Here is a 20,183-nt window from a genome sequence, read left to right as displayed (position 1 = left end):
AATCAGGCATTATTAAGCCGATAAAATAAGTGCAAGCACATAAAGGATAACCTAATGCGGATCACAGCAAACTTTGACGGCGGCAACATTGACGTCATTAACCTCGACCAACATGACGATATACAAGTCGCCATTCGTCCCGATTTCGGTGGTGAGTTTTATCAATGGTTTAACTTTCGTTTAGAAGGCGAAGTCGGCCAGACTTATACCGTGAATATTGTTAATGCAGGTAACGCATCTTACCCAAAAGGTTGGGAAGATTATCAAGCAGTTGCTAGCTATGATCGTCAGACTTGGTTCCGATTGCCGACTCAATATGCCGATGGCAAGTTAACCATCCAAGCTGAGCTAGATTGTGAAGCGATTCAAATTGCCTACTTTGCACCTTACAGCTACGAACGTCATTTAGATTTAATCAGTGAAGTCCAATTACATCCTGCAGTCAGTCTTGAGCACCTCGGCTTAACCCTCGATGGCCGCGACATGACCTTGCTTAAAATTGGTGATGCAAACCCAGAAAAAAAGAATATTTGGATTACCGCGCGTCAACACCCAGGTGAAACCATGGCTGAGTGGTTAGTCGAAGGATTGTTAAATCAACTACTCGATAGCGATTGTCCAACCTCGAAAGCTTTATTAGACCAAGCCAATTTCTATATTGTGCCGAATATGAACCCAGATGGGAGTGCTCGCGGTCATTTACGCACCAATGCGGTTGGCACCAACCTAAATCGTGAATGGCAAACACCCAGCTTAGAGAAAAGTCCTGAGGTGTATTATGTGGTCAATAAGATGCACCAAACAGGTGTTGATTTATTTTACGATGTTCACGGTGATGAAGGTCTACCTTTTGTGTTCCTTGCCGGTTGCGAAGGCGTACCAAACTACAATGATAAAATGGCCGCATTACAGCAGCAATTTCTCAGTGCATTGACCATTGCCAGTGCTGATTTCCAAACAGAGTTTGGTTACGATAAAGATGAGCCAGGTAAAGCGAATTTAACTGTGGGTTCTAACTGGGTAGCCAATACGTTCAGTTGTTTATCCAATACGTTAGAGATGCCATTTAAAGACAATGCCAATTTAGCCGATCCTTTTGTGGGCTGGTCTCCTGAGCGCTGCGTATATTTAGGTGAAGCGTCTTTAGTGGCTATGTTAGCAGTGGTTGATCAATTATAATCTCCACAGCAGCGGTTAATATTAGCTGTAAATGATCGAACAGGTAAAGTGAATTATGGCGTTAATTGCATGCCCCAAATGTCAAAAACGTATTTCGAGTAAGGCTAAGCAATGCCAGCATTGCAAAACTGACTTGAGTGGTAATACTGAGTCTTTAACCGTTATCAGTCACATTGAGCGGTCAAACAGCTTAATGACCCACAGTTTTATTTTTTTGACATTATTTATTGCGGGGGTTGTCGTGTGGTTTTGGGGAGGAGAGCCCGCACAAGGGGTAACTTCTTATATCGCGATTGCAAGCTTTGTAGTTGGCTTTTCGGGGTATCTTGTTACCCGGGTCAGAATTGTATTACATAAACGGAAATCAGTATGAATGATATCAATAAAGTCATTGATGAAATGCCTGAAGAAGTCTACCTGCGCATGTTGTCTGCAACCGAGCTAGGTAAGTGGGATGATGGCACGGTATTAACTGAGCAACAGCGTGAGTCGACTTTACAAGTGGTGATGTTATACCAAGCGCGTAAGCTTCAGCAAACTGAACATTTTACTATCGCAGCTGGTGGTAATATTAATGAGTTATCCAAATCAGAGCTGAAAAGACAGTTTAAAGGTGATCCCATTGCCGAGTTTAAAGCCGCTGATTTATAATCCCATGCTGATTAATCGATATTAATCAAATTAAAGCATAAAAAATGCGAGCTAATTAGCCCGCATTTTTATCTTTTGTTTAGCGATTACATCGTTTCGCAATTCACAACGTTAGCTATAAAAACGTTAACTAGTCAATCGTCAGTTCACCAATTAAATTTTGCTGCATACGTTGTTTGATTTGCGCTGAGGTTAATCCAATGGACAACAAATAATGCAGTTTTGCCAATGCCGCTTCAACCGTCATATCGGCACCGCCGATCACCCCTGCTTGCGCTAACGCATTGCCAGTAGCATAGCCGGCCATATTGACTTTGCCTTGGAAACACTGGGTTAAATTCACCAATACAATCCCGCGTTCGTCAGCTTGTTTAAGGGTTTCAAGTAATTTTTTATCTTGTGGTGCATTACCGACACCAAAAGTTAATAAGATCAGTGCTTTTACTGGTTGCTGTAAAATATTATTAAAAATATCAGTTGAGATACCAGGGTAAAGCGTGACCACACCCACGGGTTGAGGGCTGATAGTGACAACCTCTAAAGGAGCGCCCGTTGGCTTAGTGATTTTACCTGCTTTAAGATTAATTTTAATTCCCGCTTCAAGTAGCATCGGGAAGTTAGGTGATGCAAATGCATCAAAGCCATCGGCATGAGCCTTAGTTGAGCGATTACCGCGAAACAACTTGTTATTAAAGAACAAACATACTTCAGCTACAGGGTAATTCGCTGCTATATACAACGAATTGAGCAGATTGGTTTGACCGTCAGATCGTAATTGTGCAAGGGGGATCTGTGAACCCGTTACGATCACCGGTTTTGATAGACCTTGCAACATAAATGATAGCGCAGAAGCGGTATAAGCCATGGTGTCTGTACCATGTAAAATCACAAAACCATCGTACTTGTCATAGTTGGCTTGAATGTCGTTCGCAATCAATTGCCAATCAGGTGGTGCCATGTTGGACGAGTCAATCAAAGGGCTGTATTCATGAATGACAAAGTGGGGCATTTCATCATGATAAAACTCGGGCATTGACTGAACGCAATCAGTCAAGAATCCTGCCACTGGCGCAAATCCATTGGCTGTTTTTTGCATCCCAATAGTACCGCCTGTATAGGCTACGTAAATCGAACGATTTGTCATAAATATAGGACTCTTATTAAACAACTATTGTAGATTATGTAAATTATACGAGTTTATTTACCGATCCCCAATAAAAAAGCCTGCTAAGCAGGCTTTTTTTGAATAATCTTCATATTGCGTTCATATAATTGATTACTAATTGATTGCTAATTGATTAGTAATTACAGTTTTCGCAATACATATAGACATGATTAGGGTCATCAAACATTGATAATGTTTCAAATGCGCCGGCCCAATGTTTAATAAATTGCTCGACGACACTGGTTTGACGGACACTATCAGGCACGTAAGCGGCACTCGCCCCCATAATTTGCTGCATAATTTGCTGTTCAGCGCTAAGCTCTTGCTCGATCACTTTAACGTCGAACTTGTCCATTTTAGCTAAATCAGCCGCTTTAGCTAACGCCAGCTCCATGTCTCCGAGCTCATCAACTAGTCCTAGCGTTAATGCACGTTTTCCCGTCCATACTCGGCCTTGAGCAATGTTGTCTACTTGCTCTAGCGTCATATGACGCTCTTTAGCCACCAGAGAAATAAACTCATGATAACCCCGTTCGATATGACGTTGTATTACGGTAGCCACTTTTGGGCTTAATTCACGAACCGGCGATAATCCAGCCCAATCAGATGTTGCAACACCATCAGAGGTGACACCAATATGATTAAGTGCTTGCTCAAATGTGGCAAACATACCAAAAATACCAATTGAACCTGTAAGGGTTGTCGGTGTTGCGACAATATAGTCGGCACTGGCTGATATCCAATACCCGCCTGATGCAGCAAGGCTACCCATGCTAACCACAACAGGTTTACCTGCCGCTTTTAGCGCTAACACTTCTTGACGGATTTGCTCTGATGCAAATGCACTACCACCAGGGCTATCAACCCTAAGTACCACAGCTTTTACTTTATCGTCAAAGCGTGCTCGCATAAGGAGTTTGGAGGTGCTTTCGCCACCAATTTGTCCAGCAGGTTGTTTACCGTTAAGGATAGTGCCTTTTGCAACAATAATGGCAATGGAATCATTTTTAACAAACTTAGGTGTCGGTGCGGTTAACGAACGGTAATTATTATAACTAATTTGTTTAAAGTTTTTACCTTCCTTATCACTGCCAACCCGTTCTATCATGGCAACACGGAACGCATCAGCAGAAACAAGCTCGTCAACCCATTTCATGTTTACCGCCATTTGGGCACTATCACCTTGCGCTTTATCCAGCTCAGCGAGGTACTCATCTGTGCCTAACACTAATTGATCTGGGCCTATTTGACGGTTGCTGGCAACAATAGTTGAGTAGCTTTGCCAAATATCGTTTAACAATACTTTACTGGCTACTTTATCTGCATCGGACATATCGTCACGAATAAAAGGTTCTACGGCAGATTTAAACGTACCCACTCGAAATACGTGAGTGGTGATTTTCAGTTTTTCCAGTGCAGATTTGTAATATAAGCGGTAACGACTCAAGCCATCTAGCGACACCATACCTTGGTTATTAAGGTAAATTTTATCTGCAAAACTGGCTAAAAAATATTGGTTTTGATCATAACCATTAGCCATGGCAATAACCGATTTATTGGCGGCTTTAAATTGCTTTAATGCGTTACCAATGGCGGTCATTTTACTGATCCCGGCATCTTGAAGATTTCCTAAATCTAATACGATACTGTTGATTCGGGCATCTTCAGTGGCGTTATTAATAGTATAAAGTAGATCCGCTAATAAAATTTCACCTTCTGGATCATTAGCTTGCCCTTGGCTAAATGCCATTTCAATGGGATCTACATAATGTTTTTGATCCACTATGCTCCCAGACAAATTCAACACTAAGGCTGATTGATCTTCGATGATAATGTCATCTTCACTGTTGAGTATCGCGACGGCTATTACGGCCAACAAACCAAAAAATATAACGTTGATGATTAACTTACGGATACCATTTACTGTATTCCATAACAGTAAAAACATCCTTTTTAAAAACGAGGGTTTAGCGGACATTTGCCACTCCTTTATCAGTCTAATGTCATCATCCTAACTGAAAATCAATATAAATGTGAAATTGAATTGTAAAGGTTTTTATCAAACAATCGTTTAAATGATTGAGCAAAATTTACTGTCGGGGTATGCTGGATTAAATCACTTGTTTAAAAAGGATGTTTGAATGTCGTTTCCACACTTATTAGAACCTTTAGATCTCGGCTTTACACAGCTGAAAAACCGCGTGTTGATGGGCTCAATGCACACGGGGTTAGAAGAAGAAAAAGGCGGATTTGAGAAACTGGCAGCGTTTTATAAAGAACGTGCTCAAGGTGGCGTAGGCTTAATTGTCACTGGTGGTATTGCGCCTAATTTACGTGGACGTTTAGCACCACACGCCTGTCAATTAAGCTTTTCTTGGCAAGTGGGTAAACATAAAATTGTTACCGATGCTGTGCATGAGGCTGGCGGGAAAATTTGTATGCAAATATTGCATGCTGGCCGTTATAGCTATCATCCTTTTAGCTTAGCACCGAGCAAAGTAAAATCGCCGATCACGCCGTTTACCCCTTCAGCTATGTCTGCTCGTCAAGTACGTTCTACTGTTAAAGATTATGCAACCAGCGCCGCTTTAGCTAAAAAAGCTGGCTATGATGGCGTTGAAGTGATGGGGTCAGAAGGGTATTTGATCAACCAATTTATCAGTTCTCGCACCAATAAACGCACCGATGAATGGGGCGGAAGTTATGAGAACCGGGTTAAATTCCCAATTGAAATAGTTAACGCTATTCGTCAGAAGGTCGGCAGTGATTTTATTATTGTGTTCCGCTTATCGATGCTCGACTTAGTCGACAATGGCTCAACGTGGGACGAAGTGGTTCAGCTAGCCAAATCGCTTGAACAAGCGGGTGTTAGTATTATTAATACCGGTATTGGTTGGCATGAAGCGCGTGTACCAACGATTTCGACTAATGTGCCCCGTGGTGCATTTTCTTGGGTGACTGAAAAACTCAAAGCTGAAGTAAAGGTACCATTAATTGCCACAAACCGGATTAATACTCCAGAAATAGGCGAGGCGATTATTGCATCTGGTCAAGCTGATATGGTGTCGATGGCGCGTCCATTTTTAGCTGATGCTGACTTTGTCAATAAAGCGGCAGCTAATACGCCAGAATTGATTAACACTTGCATTGGGTGTAACCAGGCGTGTTTGGACCATACTTTTTCGATGAAACGGGCAACCTGCTTAGTGAATCCTCGAGCCTGCTATGAAACCGAAATTAATTTTACCCCCACAGCCAATAAGAAACGAATCGCTGTGATGGGTGCGGGCCCTGCAGGGATGGCTTTCTCTGTCTATGCAGCATCTCGTGGTCATGAAGTGGTACTGTTTGAAGCCAAATCTGAAGTCGGCGGTCAGTTTAACTTAGCGCGTAAAATCCCGGGTAAAGAAGAGTTTAACGAAACCATTCGTTATTTTGTCAATCAAATTAAGCTGCATAATGTTGAGTTACGCTTAAACACCAAATTAGATGCAGCGGTATTAGCGACTGAAAAATTTGATGAAATTGTCATTGCCTCTGGTGTGGTGCCACGAGCTTTGACATTACCGGGTTTCGATAACCCTAAAGTGGTCGATTATCAACAAGTATTAACTGGCCAAGTTGAAATTGGTAAAAAAGTGGCGTTAATTGGTGCTGGCGGCATAGGTTTTGATATAGCGCATTTTTTATGTGAATTAGAATCGAGTACCTTGCAACCTGATAAATGGTTAAAACAATGGGGCATTGATAAAACCTATCAGCATGCTGGCGGATTAACTGAAAAAGCCGATCATGTCCCTGGCCGTGAAGTGTATTTATTGCAACGTAAAACAACTAAAATGGGTAAAGGATTAGGTAAAACAACCGGTTGGATCCATCGCAATGTGTTAAAACAGCATCAAGTTCATATGAAAACAGGCGTCAACTACGAAAAATTCGACGAGCAAGGGCTACACATTACCATCGGCGAACAATCTGAAATTCTGGCTGTCGATAATGTGGTGTTGTGTGCAGGACAAATGTCTAACCTCAGTCTGGTTGATGAAATGAAAGCCAGTGGGTTACCTGTTCATTTAATTGGTGGGGTAGATGTTGCTGCTGAATTAGATGCTAAACGCGCAATACGCCAAGGCGCAGAGCTTGCGATGAGTATTTAAACCAGATTGGATGTGCCGTTAGAATGGCGTAATCCATTTCAGAATACGATAGCATAAACTAAAAAGCCTTCTGTTATTCAGAAGGCTTTTTTAATGTTTACATTGGCAAAGTCTAATGGCGACTAGCCTACTGACAATGACAATGACAATGACAATACTAATCTGAGCAACTGATGAGTGATCTTGTTACATCATTTGACTATCGACATGATTGAAATATTGATCACTATTTTGATAAATCCGCAGTCGCTTAGTCGCATCAATGCTTAAGGTTTTAAGGCCAATACTGCATCAATGTCTGCTGCACTGTGGCGTTCAGGTAACATTTCCCATGGTTCGCCCCATGTTGTGTTAACCATTTTGCCACGTTGCACTGCTGGGCGCGCTAATATCTCACTGGCCCAGCGCATGACATTCTTGTAGCTGGCGACGTCTAAAAACTCGGCGGCGCTGTATAAATTACCCAAGACTAAATTGCCGTACCACGGCCAAATAGCGATATCTGCAATGCTATATTCTTCACCAGCAATAAAGGTGTTTTTTGCCAGTTGCTTATCCAACACATCTAATTGGCGCTTAACTTCCATGGCAAAACGGTTTATAGGGTATTCCTGTTTTTCATCGGCATAAGCGTAAAAGTGACCAAACCCGCCACCGAGGAAAGGGGCCGAGCCTTGCGCCCAGAATAACCAGTTAAATGTTTGGGTTCTTGCTTTGCCATCTTTAGGCAGGAACTGGTCAAATTTCTCTGCTAAATGAACCAGAATTGAAGCAGATTCAAATACGTTAAGGTCTTCATCAGCTGATTTATCTAATAAGGCAGGAATTTTTGAGTTTGGATTTACATCAACAAACCCAGACGAAAACTGATCACTTTCGCCGATATTAATGAGATAAGCATCGTATTCCGCTTCTTTAATACCTAAAGCAAGCAGTTCTTCTAAAAGAATCGTCACTTTTTGTCCGTTTGGTGTGCCAAGGGAATAAAGCTGTAAAGAATGCTTACCTATTGGTAGTACTTTATTCGATCTTGCACCCGATTCTGGGCTATTGATGTTTGCCCACTTGTTACCACCATTGGTATTATTTACCCAAACGTTAGGTGGGGTGTATTCATTACTCATAAAATTTCCTCGTGGCAACCTGTCTAAGGTTACTGATACAAAGTTAAAATGCGCTTAGCACAAGATTGTTAGTGTAGCGTGTCTAGATTGATTGTATTAGCATCAACTCTTATGAGTTATGCTTTTATTTTTTAATGCAGCATCTCAGTTATTTATTGCATCGAGCTGTTCACTTAATTCAATTAAATTGGTTACGGTTAAGTCAGGTTCGATGCCCCAGGGATCAAATACTTTTTTACTGTCGCGTTGGATCCAAGCCGTTTTTAGTCCTGCCGCTTTTGCACCGATAACATCCCATGGATTACTGGACACCATCCAACAATGATGTGGTTCGGATTGTGTGCGAGTCATTAAATAATGGTAAACGGCAGGGTCAGGTTTAAAGGTGTGTATGTCGTCAACGCTGATGACGTCATGTAATTGAGGTAATACACCTGAATTTTGCATTAACGTACGAACCGCGACTTCAGGGCCATTTGAAAATGCGGCCAGGGTATGGCCTTGATTACGCAGTAGTGCGAGTCCAGGAATAACGTCTTCAAAGGCGGTTAGTTGACTAAATTTTGCCAGTAATTCCTGTTGCGCACGGGCAGATAGTGTGACATTGAAAACCGACAAGCAATATTGCAATGCCTGATGGGTACAGACACCGAAATCTTCATATTGCTGCATTAAGCCGCGGCGAAATGCATATTCGACTTTTTTATCGTGCCAGAGTTGACCAAATTCTTGTGCCTTATCGCCAATCAATTCCTGCAGATGTTGACCCATATCCACCGGATCCACTAATGTGCCATAAACATCAAATCCAATCATTTTATGCATATTCAGTGCTCCATTTGTGTGTTGAGTTAAGCGATCAAGCTCAGTGAATTTGATATACTAGTCGATAATATACACATCTCAGGCGGGTTAGCCCGCTCACAATGTGCTGCATTCCCTAAACTATAAACTAACTATATCATTCGTTCAATGGCTATCTTGAACGAACGTTCCAAATAGTTGAATTGTTAATGACCTTTGCTTTACTTTGCTGTACAGGCGTGGAATGAGAAACTTTAATGTTGAGTTAATACATTGTATTATATTGATTAAAAATTATGAAAGGTGATGTAGAATGGAATGTCCTAGTTGTCAGGCTGTATTTGCTCGAAAAGCACTTAAACAAGTACGAAAAGGCAAGCATGGTGTTGAAACACAATGCCCTAAATGTGAACAATGGCTAATGTTTGAACCTAAAATGATGATGACCAAAAATGTTGGCTTAGCCATTTTGTTGATCTTCAGTGTGGCTAACTTCTTTCTCGACAACAGTGACTATCGCTTAGTATGCTCATTTTTAGGTCTTGCGGGTGCCTGTATTGCCTTTTATGGGGTGTTTAAAAGTAAGCTAGTACCAGCGAAAGAGTGATCAATATATTTCACTATGGCCGTTATTATTCGAATGTCATCATTTATCCCATCGCTATCCCGAGTTAAGATTAAATAATGACTGACCTTGGGATAACGTTGGCCTTGATATGGTGTTTCAAACGGGTAATAAAAAGCCTGAGCTTTAGTTAAGTCAGGCTTGGTATTGTTAACGAGCCACCAGCATTATCTGATGAGACTATCGTGAGTAAACGCTTAGGTTAATACTCGTCGCTTTGTGCTTCGTTCAAGCGCTCGCGCCTTTCTTGGGCTTCTTCAAATGCGGCGTTAATTTCTTCTAAAACAGAGTCAACATCGGCTGCGGTTGTATCATCTTCAAACTCACCGGTTAATGGCGTCTCAGGTGTTAATTCACCTTGTTCATACAAAGCCCACATTTCTTTAGCATATTTGGTTATGGCTAATTCTGGAGCAAATTGTGAATAGTAGTCGGTCATATTATTCACATCACGGAATAACATAGCTTTGGCATTATTGTTTGCCGATGCATCAACTGCTTGGGGCAGATCAATGATCACCGGCCCATTCTTGTCGACCAGCACATTGAATTCGGATAAATCCCCATGGACAATGCCTGCACATAACATCCGCACAACATAGCCCATCATGATGCGATGTTGGGTTTGTGCTTGCTCTGCACTCATCTGGGTAATGTCATTTAATCGAGGGGCAACATCACCGTGGACGTTGGTGATCAACTCCATCAATAACACCCCATCAAAGCAACCATAAGGCACTGGTACTCTAATTTTAGCGGCGGCGCATTTGTATAACGCGTCCACTTCGGCATTTTGCCATGCTTTTTCTTGCTCTTCACGGCCGTATTTAGAGCCTTTTTCCATGGCTCGTCCACGACGACTATTTTTAGTTTTTCGACCTTCTTGATATTGTGCTGCTTTTTTAAAACTGCGTTTAGTGGCTTCCTTATACACTTTGGCGCAGCGGATCTCATCGCCACATAGGATCATATAGACGGTAGCTTCTTTGCCACTCATGAGTTGGCTTATCACTTCATCGACGAGACCATCGTCAACCAGTGGTTGTAATCTTATAGGCGTTTTCATAACGACTTTATACCTTAGTTGCGCGCTGGATGATATATCTAAGGGCATAATTTTTACTTGCTGATAGGTCACAGATTAAATGAGGCTTATTTGCACTAAATTTGAGCCTATACACTCTTGTCTAATGGATTAAAATGTTGTAACAAGTCACCTAAATATAGATAATTTTGATTTTTTTACCAAGTGAGACGGATCTGTTGGATATTGATCTATCGTCAATATTGGGTGCTAAATGTGGTATATTCTTTCGCATTCTTTAGCATAGTGGTATCAACGGATAAAGAAGGTTGCTGTAGATTGCATGTCCAGGCTAACGCTAGGTGTGGCGGTCAGCGTTAAATTCAATATCTGATAACCTTGTTCTTCAGTAAGGGTTAAGTTTTTATTCAGTAAGTATTCAGTGGTGGATAGGATAATCTTTGATGAATTGATTGTTATTAAAAATGTGTTTTTTGAAATTATTTTCATCGGCAACAACCCTTTATACTCAACGCTGTGGGCTTAACTGACAGCACAATAATTCAAAAGTTTGCCATAGAAATCATCGTGCGAGCTTAATTCTTCAATATTTTAATAGAGTTTTTATGAAACGGACCTTACTTCTAGCACTATTTGTTTTTTCTAATACCGCCCTTGCAGTTGAACCTTTATTTGACACCCCCCAAGACATGGAACCAACATGGATTGATAACATTTTGTCAGTTTTTGGGGCAGATGGTGAGTTCGATGACACTAAAGTCATTGATATGAGCTATTTACCAACGGCTTATTACACCCCAGAGAAAAAGTTTGGCGTGGGGTTATTAATGGTGGGGTTATATAAAACCGATAATGCGACGAGTGCAGAACAACCCTCATCACTGGTATTGAATTCATTTGCTTCTATAAATCAATCCTATGGCGTTCAAGTTGAAAATATGACTTTTTTAAACCAAGGCAAGCAGCGGTTGTTGCTTGACTTAGAACTGCATAATGAAGCGGCAGTTTATTATGGAGTAGGGATTGAACAAGGCGATCAAGATCTCAATCATCATGAGTTTAATGAACAATTGTATAGCTTTAAGCCTCGCTGGATGACCGAAATTGCCAGCCACTATTTTATTGGCGTGGGTGCTGACTTTATTTACACAAGTGCAGACAGTTTAGAATTAGTCGCAACAGAGGCACCTGTGGATTCAAATACCATTCTGCCCGATAATTTTAGTTCTGGCATTGTCGTCACCAGTATTTATGATTCAAGAGATTACCGTTTAAACGCGACAGAAGGGTGGTTATTTCAGGTTGATGCGGGATTATATCAAAATGATCAATTCGATTCGTTTTCTACTTATAATATTGAATTAGCGAACTATATAGACTTAGGTTCAACACCGGGTTTAGTCGCTTGGCAAGTTCAAGGGCATCTTACCAGTGGTGACGTACCTTGGAACTTATTACCCGATTTGGGTGGCTCTAATGCGATGCGGGGTTACATTAGAGGTCGCTACCGAGATGAGCAAATGATGATGGGGCAAGTTGAATATCGCTTACCAGTGTTCCAACGTTATGGCATGGTATTTTGGGGCGCTGTTGGTAGTGTCGCACCTAAAGTCAGTGAGCTAACCGATATGTTATTAACGGCCTACGGCACTGGATTTCGATTTAGAATTAAAGATAATATTAATTTACGTTTTGATGTCGGGGTGGGTGAAAATGAAACTAACTTCTACTTAAATGTGAATGAAGTTTTTTAAGCTAACACTATTTTTAAGGTAAGAGCAAAAAGTGAAAAGCTTTCTCTGATGATGACATTAATGGCGCAAATAAAACTTATGCTGACAAGATATTGCAATCTCAGCATGTCGACCAAAGCTTGTGTAATGGCCACTAGAATACTGATAATAGTCGGTCTTTCAAGTGGTTTACTGCACAGTAATAGCGTATTGGCGAGTGACGTTGAGCAAAAATGTCAGCGCAGCTTTGATTATTCTATTTATCTCAGTGGATTACATATGGGAGAAATGACTCGGACTGAGCACTGGCAGGGTAAATCTGCCGTTATCACCTCAAAAAGTAAAGCCAGCATTTTAGGTATTGGCACTCAATATCAACAGCGTACCGAGTTATCGTGGTCAACTGATCGCAACGAATGGTTAACCGATAATTTTCATCAACAGGTAACTGGTTTTCGCTCTCGAGACATGCGAGTGACTTTTGACAACCATGGCCTTAAATCTCGTGTTGATATTGATGGGGACATCGATAATTATGCATCAAAGACCATACCATTAAGAGATGTGGACACTTTGGCGATCCAAATACGTGAAAACGTGCTTCGAGGTCGACAGCAATTTGCGCTAATAAGGCAAGCCTCTGATGCGATTGAACCCTATCAGTTCTACGTTAAAGACAAATTAACCGCTACCATAGCGCCCTGGGGAGAAATACAGCTTATACCGGTTGAGCAAACAGGGGCTGAAGAGGTGACTTATTTTTTTGCGCCGAGCATGAATTATCAACTGGTAAAAGCCCATTATCACGGCATGATCCTGCAAGGTATTATTGAGCTGGATAGTTATGACGATTCTTGCGATACAATGACAAACAGTTAATCTTGAACTCGGGATATAAACGGTTATCAAATAGGTTAAATAGGTCAAATATTGTCATATTGGCTTATTTATCCCATCGTTTATCCCATCGTTTATCGCGAGTTGAGATTAGTTAACAAGCGTTAGATTGTCGTTGATGACGGGAGAGTCAATTTGATTAATTCGTTAGGATTGATCCGTTAGCGATTAATGCGTCAGGGATTAAGAGTGGTTCATGGTCGCTATGGATTGATAGTGTGAATTAGGAATTAGGTATTAGGTATTAGTCATTTAACCCATTCAATAATGGTCTTCTTTTCTGCACTATCCCTCTGACGCTAACCGTGTTCCTTTTCCCCTATGATGGATGGCATTTCTGTCACTAAGCATCCAGAAGCGCCTCGTCTATCTTAGACGATTTTAGCTGGTGAATATGGCCCCAATTTTTTATTGAGTCGATATAATCTGTTGCAAATATTTTCATTGGAGTGAATATGGCAAACGTGATTAACAAAGCCATTTTAAGCAGCCGTATGTTGTCGATAAATTGGGTGACCTATCATACTCATCATCAAGTGATGACCCATACCGATCCGGTGCAACAAGGTCGTTATTACAAACTGAACCTCGTAATAGTCCAACCTAAAGTGGGTGGGGTGTTTAGCTGTGCTAAATGCATAGTGAATTTATGGGGGCGGGTGTATTTATTTCGTCCTGATAAGTATGAGCATAACGTCACTAAGATTGAGTCTGGTAAACGGGTGTTGTTAAGCTTTGCCCTGAATATATAACGGGTGTTGAAGGGCTGATAGATTAACGGTCAAGAGCCCGTTTGGGATTAATCTGTAATTGTTGGGTTAATGCTGTTGTGAGTGTATGGCTGTCATTTACCGAAGCGTATTGTCGCTTAGCAACGACTTCGACTCCCTCAGTAGAGAGTTTGAGGTTTAAATCGCCATTAGGCACACAACAGCAGGGTAGGCACTCGTCGGATTTGAGTTCTGCAAGAGGCTCTGATAGGTAGTTTACTTCACCAGATATTACGGTGGTTTTACATGCGCCACAAAATCCGTTACGACATTCTGAAAACACGTTTACTTTTTTCGACTCAAGCGCTTCTAGTAAGCTTGAATGTTGGCCGTCAAATAAAATAATCGGCTGTCCTTTCAAGCTTACAATTGGCGATTTTTTGAAAAGTTTTTTATAGGTCAAAATCTAAAAACTCATCGCTATTTACAGAAGAATCGATTTGGCCAACAAGATAAGATGACACCTCTACTTCCTGTGGGGCCACTTGTACTGCATCACTTTCTAACCAATTTTTCATCCAGGGTAGTGGGTTAGACCGTTCTTCATAAGGCTGAGGCAAATGTACTGATTTCATTCTTTGGTTAGTAATAAATTCAACGTACTGACATAGGATCGGTTCATTTAGGCCAATCATTGATCCGTCTTTAAATAAGTATTTAGCCCACTCTTTTTCTTGTTCTGCTGCTTTGACGAACAAGTCATAAGCTTGTTGCTTACACTCAATAGCAATCTCTGCCATTTCTGGGTCGTCTTTGCCACCTTGCATCAAGGCGATAATATGTTGTGTCCCATTGAGATGTAACGCTTCATCACGGGCAATTAAGCGGATGATTTTGGCATTACCTTCCATAACACGACGTTCAGCAAAGGCAAATGAACAGGCAAAGCTGACATAGAAGCGGATAGCTTCTAAGGCGTTAACCGACATCATGCATAAATACAGTGATTTTTTCAGGATACGTGAATTAACGGTGATTTCTTCGCCGTCGATAACATGAGTACCTTCACCTAACAGGTTATTAATCTGGGTCAGTTTAATCAGATCATCGTAATAAGCGGCAATGTCACCGGCACGTTTCAATATTTCGTCATTTTGCACGATATCGTCAAACACCACGGATGGGTCATTGACAATATTACGAATAATATGAGTGTAAGAGCGTGAGTGAATCGTTTCAGAAAACGACCATGTTTCAATCCACGTCTCTAATTCTGGTAGCGATACCAATGGCAAAAATGCCACATTTGGTGAGCGGCCTTGAATAGAGTCAAGTAAGGTTTGATATTTCAGGTTTGACAGGAAAATGTGCTTTTCGTGTTCAGGTAAATCACCGAAATCAATTTTGTCACGGCTGACATCAACTTCTTCTGGACGCCAGAAAAAACTTAATTGCTTTTCAATCAGTTTTTCAAAGACTTCATATTTTTGTTGATCGTAGCGTGCCACATTAACTGATTGCCCGAAAAACATAGGTTCTTTGGTTGCATCGTTAGGTGTTTGACAAAATGTAGAGTAAGCCATTATTTAGGTGTCCTGAAAACGCATTTTTCACAAAGCGGGGATTATCCCCCGCTAAATAGAGATAAAGTGATGATTAGATTTTACACGCACCGCCGGCGCAGTCATCGTCTTCTTCTTCGACAGCAATAATGTCGTCAAACTGATCCGAAGCACCATCGCGTGTATTATGATAATACAATGTTTTAATGCCCAGTTTGTACACACTTAACAAGTCTTTTAGCAAGGTCTGCATTGGCACACGACCGCCTTCAAAACGGCTTGGGTCATAATTAGTGTTGGCAGAAATAGCTTGGTCAATAAACTTCTGCATTAAACCAACAAGTTGGATGTAACCATCGTTGTTTGGCATATTCCACAGCAGTTCGTACTTGTCTTTAAGCAGCTCAAAGTCTGGAACGACTTGCTTTAACTGGCCATCTTTACTGGCTTTCACGCTGATTAAGCCACGTGGTGGTTCGATACCATTGGTCGCGTTTGAAATTTGCGATGAGGTTTCTGACGGCATTAATGCTGACAAGGTTGAGTTACGTAAACCGTACTGTTTTATGTCGCTACGTAAACCTTCCCAATCCATGTGTAATGGTTCGTCACAAATCTTGTCTAAATCACGTTTATAGGTATCGATGGGTAAAATACCCTTCGAGTAGGTGGTCTCGTGAAATAACGGACAGGCACCTTTTTCTTTAGCTAAGTTCATTGACGCTTTCAGTAAATAGAACTGGATAGCTTCAAAGGTCTTATGGGTCAGGTTGTTTGCTGAACCGTCGGAATACTTTTTACCGTTTTTAGCTAAGTAGTTAGCAAAGTTAATCACACCAATACCAAGCGTACGGCGATTCATCGAGCTCGTTTGAGCCGCTTTTATTGGGTAATCTTGGTAATCAAGTAAGTTATCTAACGCACGTACCGCTAAATCAGCTAACGGCTCAAGTTCAGATAAGTCGGTAATCGCGCCTAAGTTAAGCGCTGACAAGGTACATAAGGCGATTTCACCGTCTGGATCGTCAATGTTAGTTAACGGCTTAGTCGGTAAGGCAATTTCTAAACACAAATTAGATTGCTTAATCGGCGCCACTTTAGAGTCAAATGGGCTGTGGGTATTACAGTGATCGACGTTTTGAATATAGATACGACCTGTAGAGGCTCGTTCCTGCATCATCAATGAAAACAGCTCAACGGCTTTAATCTGTTTTTTACGGATACTGCTGTCTTGTTCGTACTGCAAGTATAAACGTTCAAATTCTACTTGGTCTTCAAAGAAGGCATCATAAAGACCCGGCACATCTGATGGGCTGAACAAGCTAATGTTTTCGCCTTTGATTAAGCGTTGGTACATTAATTTGTTTAACTGTACGCCGTAGTCAAGATGACGTACACGGTTGTCGTCAACACCCCGGTTGTTTTTCAGCACTAATAGCGATTCAACTTCGAGATGCCATAACGGATAGAACAGCGTTGCTGCACCACCGCGTACGCCGCCTTGAGAACAAGACTTCACCGCTGTTTGGAAATACTTATAAAATGGTAAACAACCCGTGTGGAATGCTTCACCGCCGCGTATAGGGCTGCCTAATGCACGAATACGACCGGCATTAATACCAATACCAGCACGTTGGCTGACATATTTAACGATTGACGATGCCGTAGCATTGATTGAATCCAAGCTGTCATCACACTCAATCAATACACATGAGCTGAACTGACGAGTAGGCGTTCGTACACCGGCCATGATTGGCGTTGGCAGAGAAATCTTAAACAAAGACGTCGCGTCATAGAAATCTTTAATGTACTTCAAGCGGATTTCTTTTGGGTAACGCGCAAACAAACATGCGGCCACTAAAATATATAAAAACTGCGCGCTTTCATACATCTCATGGGTCACACGGTTTTGAACCAGGTATTTACCTTCAAGTTGCTTTACCGCGGCATAAGAGAAGTTCATGTCACGCCAGTGATCAATATAGCTATCAAGAATGTCTAATTCTTCACGGCTATAGTCAGCCATGATATGCATATCATATTTACCCATTTCGACTAACTTGGTGACATGGTCATATAATTTAGGCGGCTCAAATTGACCAAAAGCCTTTTTACGTAAATGGAATACGGCTAAACGCGCGGCCAAAAATTGGTAATCTGGGGACTCCGGAGAGATCAAATCAGCTGCGGCTTTTATAATCGTTTCATGAATGGCTTCTGTTGGAATGCCGTCGAAAAACTGCAGGTGAGATCGAAGTTCTACTTCAGATACTGAGACGTTTTTTAATCCATTGGCTGCCCAAGTGATCACGCGATGAATTTTATCTAAATCGATCGATTCACGTTCGCCGCTGCGCTTGGTGACTGTCATATTGCTATTCATTGAAGAGAGGCCTTGGTTCTATATCTAATCATGTGATCTGTTGTTGGATACCATGTAACTTGATTCGATCTGAATCAGTTACAAAACAATTCCATGTTAAACAATCAAGCTGAAAGTACTCACAACATGGTAGTAAAATACCAGTACATTCACTTATCGACTACGTCCTTGTAATGCAGGTGCGTAGTGTTTTGATTGCCAGTCACACACAAGATATGGTGTTATTTAAAATCTTAGATACAAGATAGTGAGGTTTGGGGATTTTTGCAAGCCACAATTTAATTAACTTCTTGTGGATAACTTGAGGATAAACGGTAGGGTTAGTGACAACTAACCCTAGAGCCCAAATTTATAAAGTGTTTTTGATAAATGATATTTTTTAAACCATCAAATAAGAAAGATTTGATCGCTAAAATAAACAGCGATCAAAAAATATTGCTGGTTTATAGGTTGATCTTTGGTTGATTTTGATCGTGTGACCAGAGATGATCAGCATACTAATCATTTATTCAAAAATATTGATTATTTACCCCAAAATGGTGCCAATTAACCGGTGACTCAAATACAACAAAATCGCCTTATTCAGTGAAAAATTGTTTCAGTGATGCACCGTGTTCAAATTGTCTGCCAGCAGGCCATGTGTCAGGTTTGTCAGTAGCGGACAAATATCCCCACAAGGCAACGCCACCCAACATACTCGCATTGTGGGCCGCAACTAAATCTCGTTCGGCATCTCCGAGGTATAAAATACTTTGAGGGGCAATGGCGATTTGTTGTGCGGCTAAAAACATCGGTGCGGTATGAGGTTTTGAATAACGGGTACTATCACCACTGATCATGGTTTTAAGTTTATCGGTTAAGCCCAGCTTTGCAACTAATGGCCGGGCAAATCGAGCCGGCTTATTGGTGACCACACCGTAAGGAATGGCTTGTGAATCTAACAGCGATAAGAGTTCGGGTAAGTCGTCGAACAAGCGGCTGTGATCGCCATTTATCTGGGCATAATAGCGAAGTAGTGCTTGCTGAATAGCAATTTGTACTCGTTCCTCGGCGTGCGGAATAGCCGTTTTAACTAAATATAAACTGCCGTGTGACGCCGCATGGCGCATCGTTTCAAGCGTTTGGACATTAAAACCGGCTTCGTCCAAACTGAGATTTAATGCTTGGACTAAATCAGGGGCTGTGTCGGCTAAAGTACCGTCTAAATCAAATAGTACCCCTTTTATATCTTGCTTATGCAAAGGCTAGCTCCTAACAAGAGTCAATAATAATAGAATCATGTATGCACCTTTATAGCGTTATTGGCAGGAAGTAACGCTACTCTGGTTCACATACATTAAAACGTTGAAAAGAGTCACCAGGATGATTAATCAATTTTTTGGGTGGCTATCATATAATTAACATCAACACTGTTAGTGTACTTAAACACTCCTGACAACGGGTTGTACGTAATCCCTAATGCATCCTTGCACAATAAGTCGGTATTATCGACTAATGCCATTAGTTCAGATGGACGAATAAACTTACTGTGGTCGTGGGTGCCAACCGGGAGCATTTTCAATAAATATTCAGCACCGATAATGGTCTGCAGGTATGACATCATATTGCGGTTAATGGTGGAGATAAACACAAAGCCATTGGGTTTAACCATGTCACAACATGCTTGGATAACCGATTGTGGATCGGGTACATGTTCGAGCATTTCCATGCAAGTCACCACATCGTAATACTCGCGGTGGCTATCGCTGTGTGCTTCGGCAGTTGTTTTAAGATAATTAACTGACACGCCAGACTCTAATGCGTGCAGTTTTGCCACTTCAAGCGGCTCAGTACCCATATCAATACCATCAACGTGGGCACCTAGGCGCGCCATGCTTTCGGATAAAATGCCGCCACCACAACCGACATCTAAGACTTTCTTATCGAAAATGCCGTCAGCGGTTTGGTCAATGTAGTTTAAACGCAGTGGATTAAGTAAGTGTAATGGCTTGAACTCACCATTGAGATCCCACCATGTTTGCGCCATGGCTTCAAATTTTGCGATCTCTAGCGGATCTACATTGGGTGTCGATTGTTCAGCATGTGACATAACTTAACCTAAGTGTTTAATGAAAGTATGGTCGCTATTATAGCGATAACCTTGGTGAA

18 protein-coding genes are annotated in these 20,183 nt (G+C 41.4%); 8 read left to right on the top strand and 10 right to left on the bottom strand.

Annotated elements, in window-relative coordinates; all coding sequences use genetic code 11:
* Window positions 1–54 precede the first annotated feature (54 nt).
* Genes AAEY93_RS03775 through AAEY93_RS03765 form a run of 3 tightly spaced genes read left to right on the top strand, consistent with a single transcriptional unit; the run spans window position 55 to window position 1,830 of the window.
* A complete protein-coding gene (locus AAEY93_RS03775; protein WP_101031172.1) occupies window positions 55–1,179 on the top strand; it encodes a M14 family metallopeptidase in 1,125 nt (374 codons plus the stop codon).
* Window positions 1,180–1,234: 55 nt separating this feature from the next.
* The gene (locus tag AAEY93_RS03770) at window positions 1,235–1,552 is read left to right on the top strand and encodes a zinc ribbon domain-containing protein (RefSeq protein WP_124013078.1); all 318 of its coding nucleotides are present in this window, start codon (window positions 1,235–1,237) and stop codon (window positions 1,550–1,552) included.
* Complete coding sequence (locus AAEY93_RS03765) at window positions 1,549–1,830, top strand: YeaC family protein (protein ID WP_101031176.1); 282 nt, start codon at window positions 1,549–1,551, stop codon at window positions 1,828–1,830. Before AAEY93_RS03770 ends, AAEY93_RS03765 begins: the two co-directional genes overlap by 4 nt.
* 130 nt (window positions 1,831–1,960) lie before the next feature.
* On the opposite strand, the gene ansA is transcribed toward AAEY93_RS03765, so the two are convergent.
* Window positions 1,961–2,974 carry an asparaginase gene (gene ansA / locus AAEY93_RS03760; protein WP_101031178.1) on the bottom strand — a complete coding sequence of 338 codons (1,014 nt, stop codon included), beginning with the start codon at window positions 2,972–2,974 and terminating at the stop codon, window positions 1,961–1,963.
* Window positions 2,975–3,128: 154 nt separating this feature from the next.
* A complete protein-coding gene (gene sppA / locus AAEY93_RS03755) occupies window positions 3,129–4,973 on the bottom strand; it encodes a signal peptide peptidase SppA (protein WP_124013079.1) in 1,845 nt (614 codons plus the stop codon).
* Window positions 4,974–5,136: 163 nt separating this feature from the next.
* On the opposite strand from sppA, the gene AAEY93_RS03750 reads away from it, so the two are divergent.
* Window positions 5,137–7,152 (top strand): oxidoreductase, encoded by a 2,016-nt coding sequence (locus AAEY93_RS03750; RefSeq protein WP_101031181.1) that lies wholly within the window; start codon window positions 5,137–5,139, stop codon window positions 7,150–7,152.
* Window positions 7,153–7,418: 266 nt separating this feature from the next.
* Here the strand turns inward: AAEY93_RS03750 and yghU are convergent, their stop codons facing one another.
* Window positions 7,419–8,276: a glutathione-dependent disulfide-bond oxidoreductase gene (yghU, locus tag AAEY93_RS03745; protein ID WP_124013080.1), complete on the bottom strand. Its 858-nt coding sequence runs from the start codon at window positions 8,274–8,276 to the stop codon at window positions 7,419–7,421.
* Between the two features lie 144 nt (window positions 8,277–8,420).
* Window positions 8,421–9,101, bottom strand: a complete 681-nt coding sequence (locus tag AAEY93_RS03740) for a haloacid dehalogenase type II (protein WP_233768511.1) — start codon at window positions 9,099–9,101, stop codon at window positions 8,421–8,423.
* A gap of 292 nt (window positions 9,102–9,393) precedes the next feature.
* On the opposite strand from AAEY93_RS03740, the gene AAEY93_RS03735 reads away from it, so the two are divergent.
* Window positions 9,394–9,687 (top strand): hypothetical protein, encoded by a 294-nt coding sequence (locus AAEY93_RS03735; protein WP_101031187.1) that lies wholly within the window; start codon window positions 9,394–9,396, stop codon window positions 9,685–9,687.
* A 220-nt stretch (window positions 9,688–9,907) separates the two neighbouring features.
* Here AAEY93_RS03735 and AAEY93_RS03730 read toward each other — a convergent pair whose 3' ends face one another.
* On the bottom strand, window positions 9,908–10,771 hold the full coding sequence (locus tag AAEY93_RS03730) for a PA4780 family RIO1-like protein kinase (protein WP_124013082.1): 864 nt from the start codon (window positions 10,769–10,771) through the stop codon (window positions 9,908–9,910).
* A 584-nt stretch (window positions 10,772–11,355) separates the two neighbouring features.
* Here AAEY93_RS03730 and AAEY93_RS03725 point away from each other — a divergent pair.
* The 3 genes from AAEY93_RS03725 to AAEY93_RS03715 all read left to right on the top strand — a co-directional run bounded on the left by AAEY93_RS03725 (window position 11,356) and on the right by AAEY93_RS03715 (window position 14,132).
* Complete coding sequence (locus AAEY93_RS03725; RefSeq protein WP_124013083.1) at window positions 11,356–12,504, top strand: BamA/TamA family outer membrane protein; 1,149 nt, start codon at window positions 11,356–11,358, stop codon at window positions 12,502–12,504.
* A gap of 126 nt (window positions 12,505–12,630) precedes the next feature.
* Window positions 12,631–13,362 carry a hypothetical protein gene (locus AAEY93_RS03720; RefSeq protein ID WP_232772029.1) on the top strand — a complete coding sequence of 244 codons (732 nt, stop codon included), beginning with the start codon at window positions 12,631–12,633 and terminating at the stop codon, window positions 13,360–13,362.
* A gap of 473 nt (window positions 13,363–13,835) precedes the next feature.
* Window positions 13,836–14,132 carry a hypothetical protein gene (locus AAEY93_RS03715; RefSeq protein ID WP_101031192.1) on the top strand — a complete coding sequence of 99 codons (297 nt, stop codon included), beginning with the start codon at window positions 13,836–13,838 and terminating at the stop codon, window positions 14,130–14,132.
* 22 nt (window positions 14,133–14,154) lie between these two features.
* On the opposite strand, the gene yfaE is transcribed toward AAEY93_RS03715, so the two are convergent.
* The 5 genes from yfaE to ubiG form a co-directional block, all read right to left on the bottom strand.
* On the bottom strand, window positions 14,155–14,553 hold the full coding sequence (gene yfaE / locus AAEY93_RS03710) for a class I ribonucleotide reductase maintenance protein YfaE (RefSeq protein ID WP_101031194.1): 399 nt from the start codon (window positions 14,551–14,553) through the stop codon (window positions 14,155–14,157).
* On the bottom strand, window positions 14,543–15,673 hold the full coding sequence (nrdB, locus tag AAEY93_RS03705) for a class Ia ribonucleoside-diphosphate reductase subunit beta (protein WP_101031196.1): 1,131 nt from the start codon (window positions 15,671–15,673) through the stop codon (window positions 14,543–14,545). Before nrdB ends, yfaE begins: the two co-directional genes overlap by 11 nt.
* 73 nt (window positions 15,674–15,746) lie before the next feature.
* Window positions 15,747–18,035: a class 1a ribonucleoside-diphosphate reductase subunit alpha gene (gene nrdA / locus AAEY93_RS03700; protein WP_101031198.1), complete on the bottom strand. Its 2,289-nt coding sequence runs from the start codon at window positions 18,033–18,035 to the stop codon at window positions 15,747–15,749.
* Window positions 18,036–18,613: 578 nt separating this feature from the next.
* Entirely contained in the window at window positions 18,614–19,276 is a 663-nt protein-coding gene (locus AAEY93_RS03695) for an HAD family hydrolase (RefSeq protein WP_101031200.1), read from the bottom strand.
* Between the two features lie 125 nt (window positions 19,277–19,401).
* On the bottom strand, window positions 19,402–20,124 hold the full coding sequence (ubiG, locus tag AAEY93_RS03690) for a bifunctional 2-polyprenyl-6-hydroxyphenol methylase/3-demethylubiquinol 3-O-methyltransferase UbiG (RefSeq protein WP_101031202.1): 723 nt from the start codon (window positions 20,122–20,124) through the stop codon (window positions 19,402–19,404).
* Between the last annotated feature and the right edge of the window lie 59 nt (window positions 20,125–20,183).

The organism is Shewanella sp. CAL98-MNA-CIBAN-0140 (assembly GCF_040309905.1).
GTDB lineage: Bacteria > Pseudomonadota > Gammaproteobacteria > Enterobacterales > Shewanellaceae > Shewanella > Shewanella psychromarinicola.
Note: the sequence above shows the minus strand (reverse complement) of the source record. Positions and strands in the feature narration are given on the sequence as shown.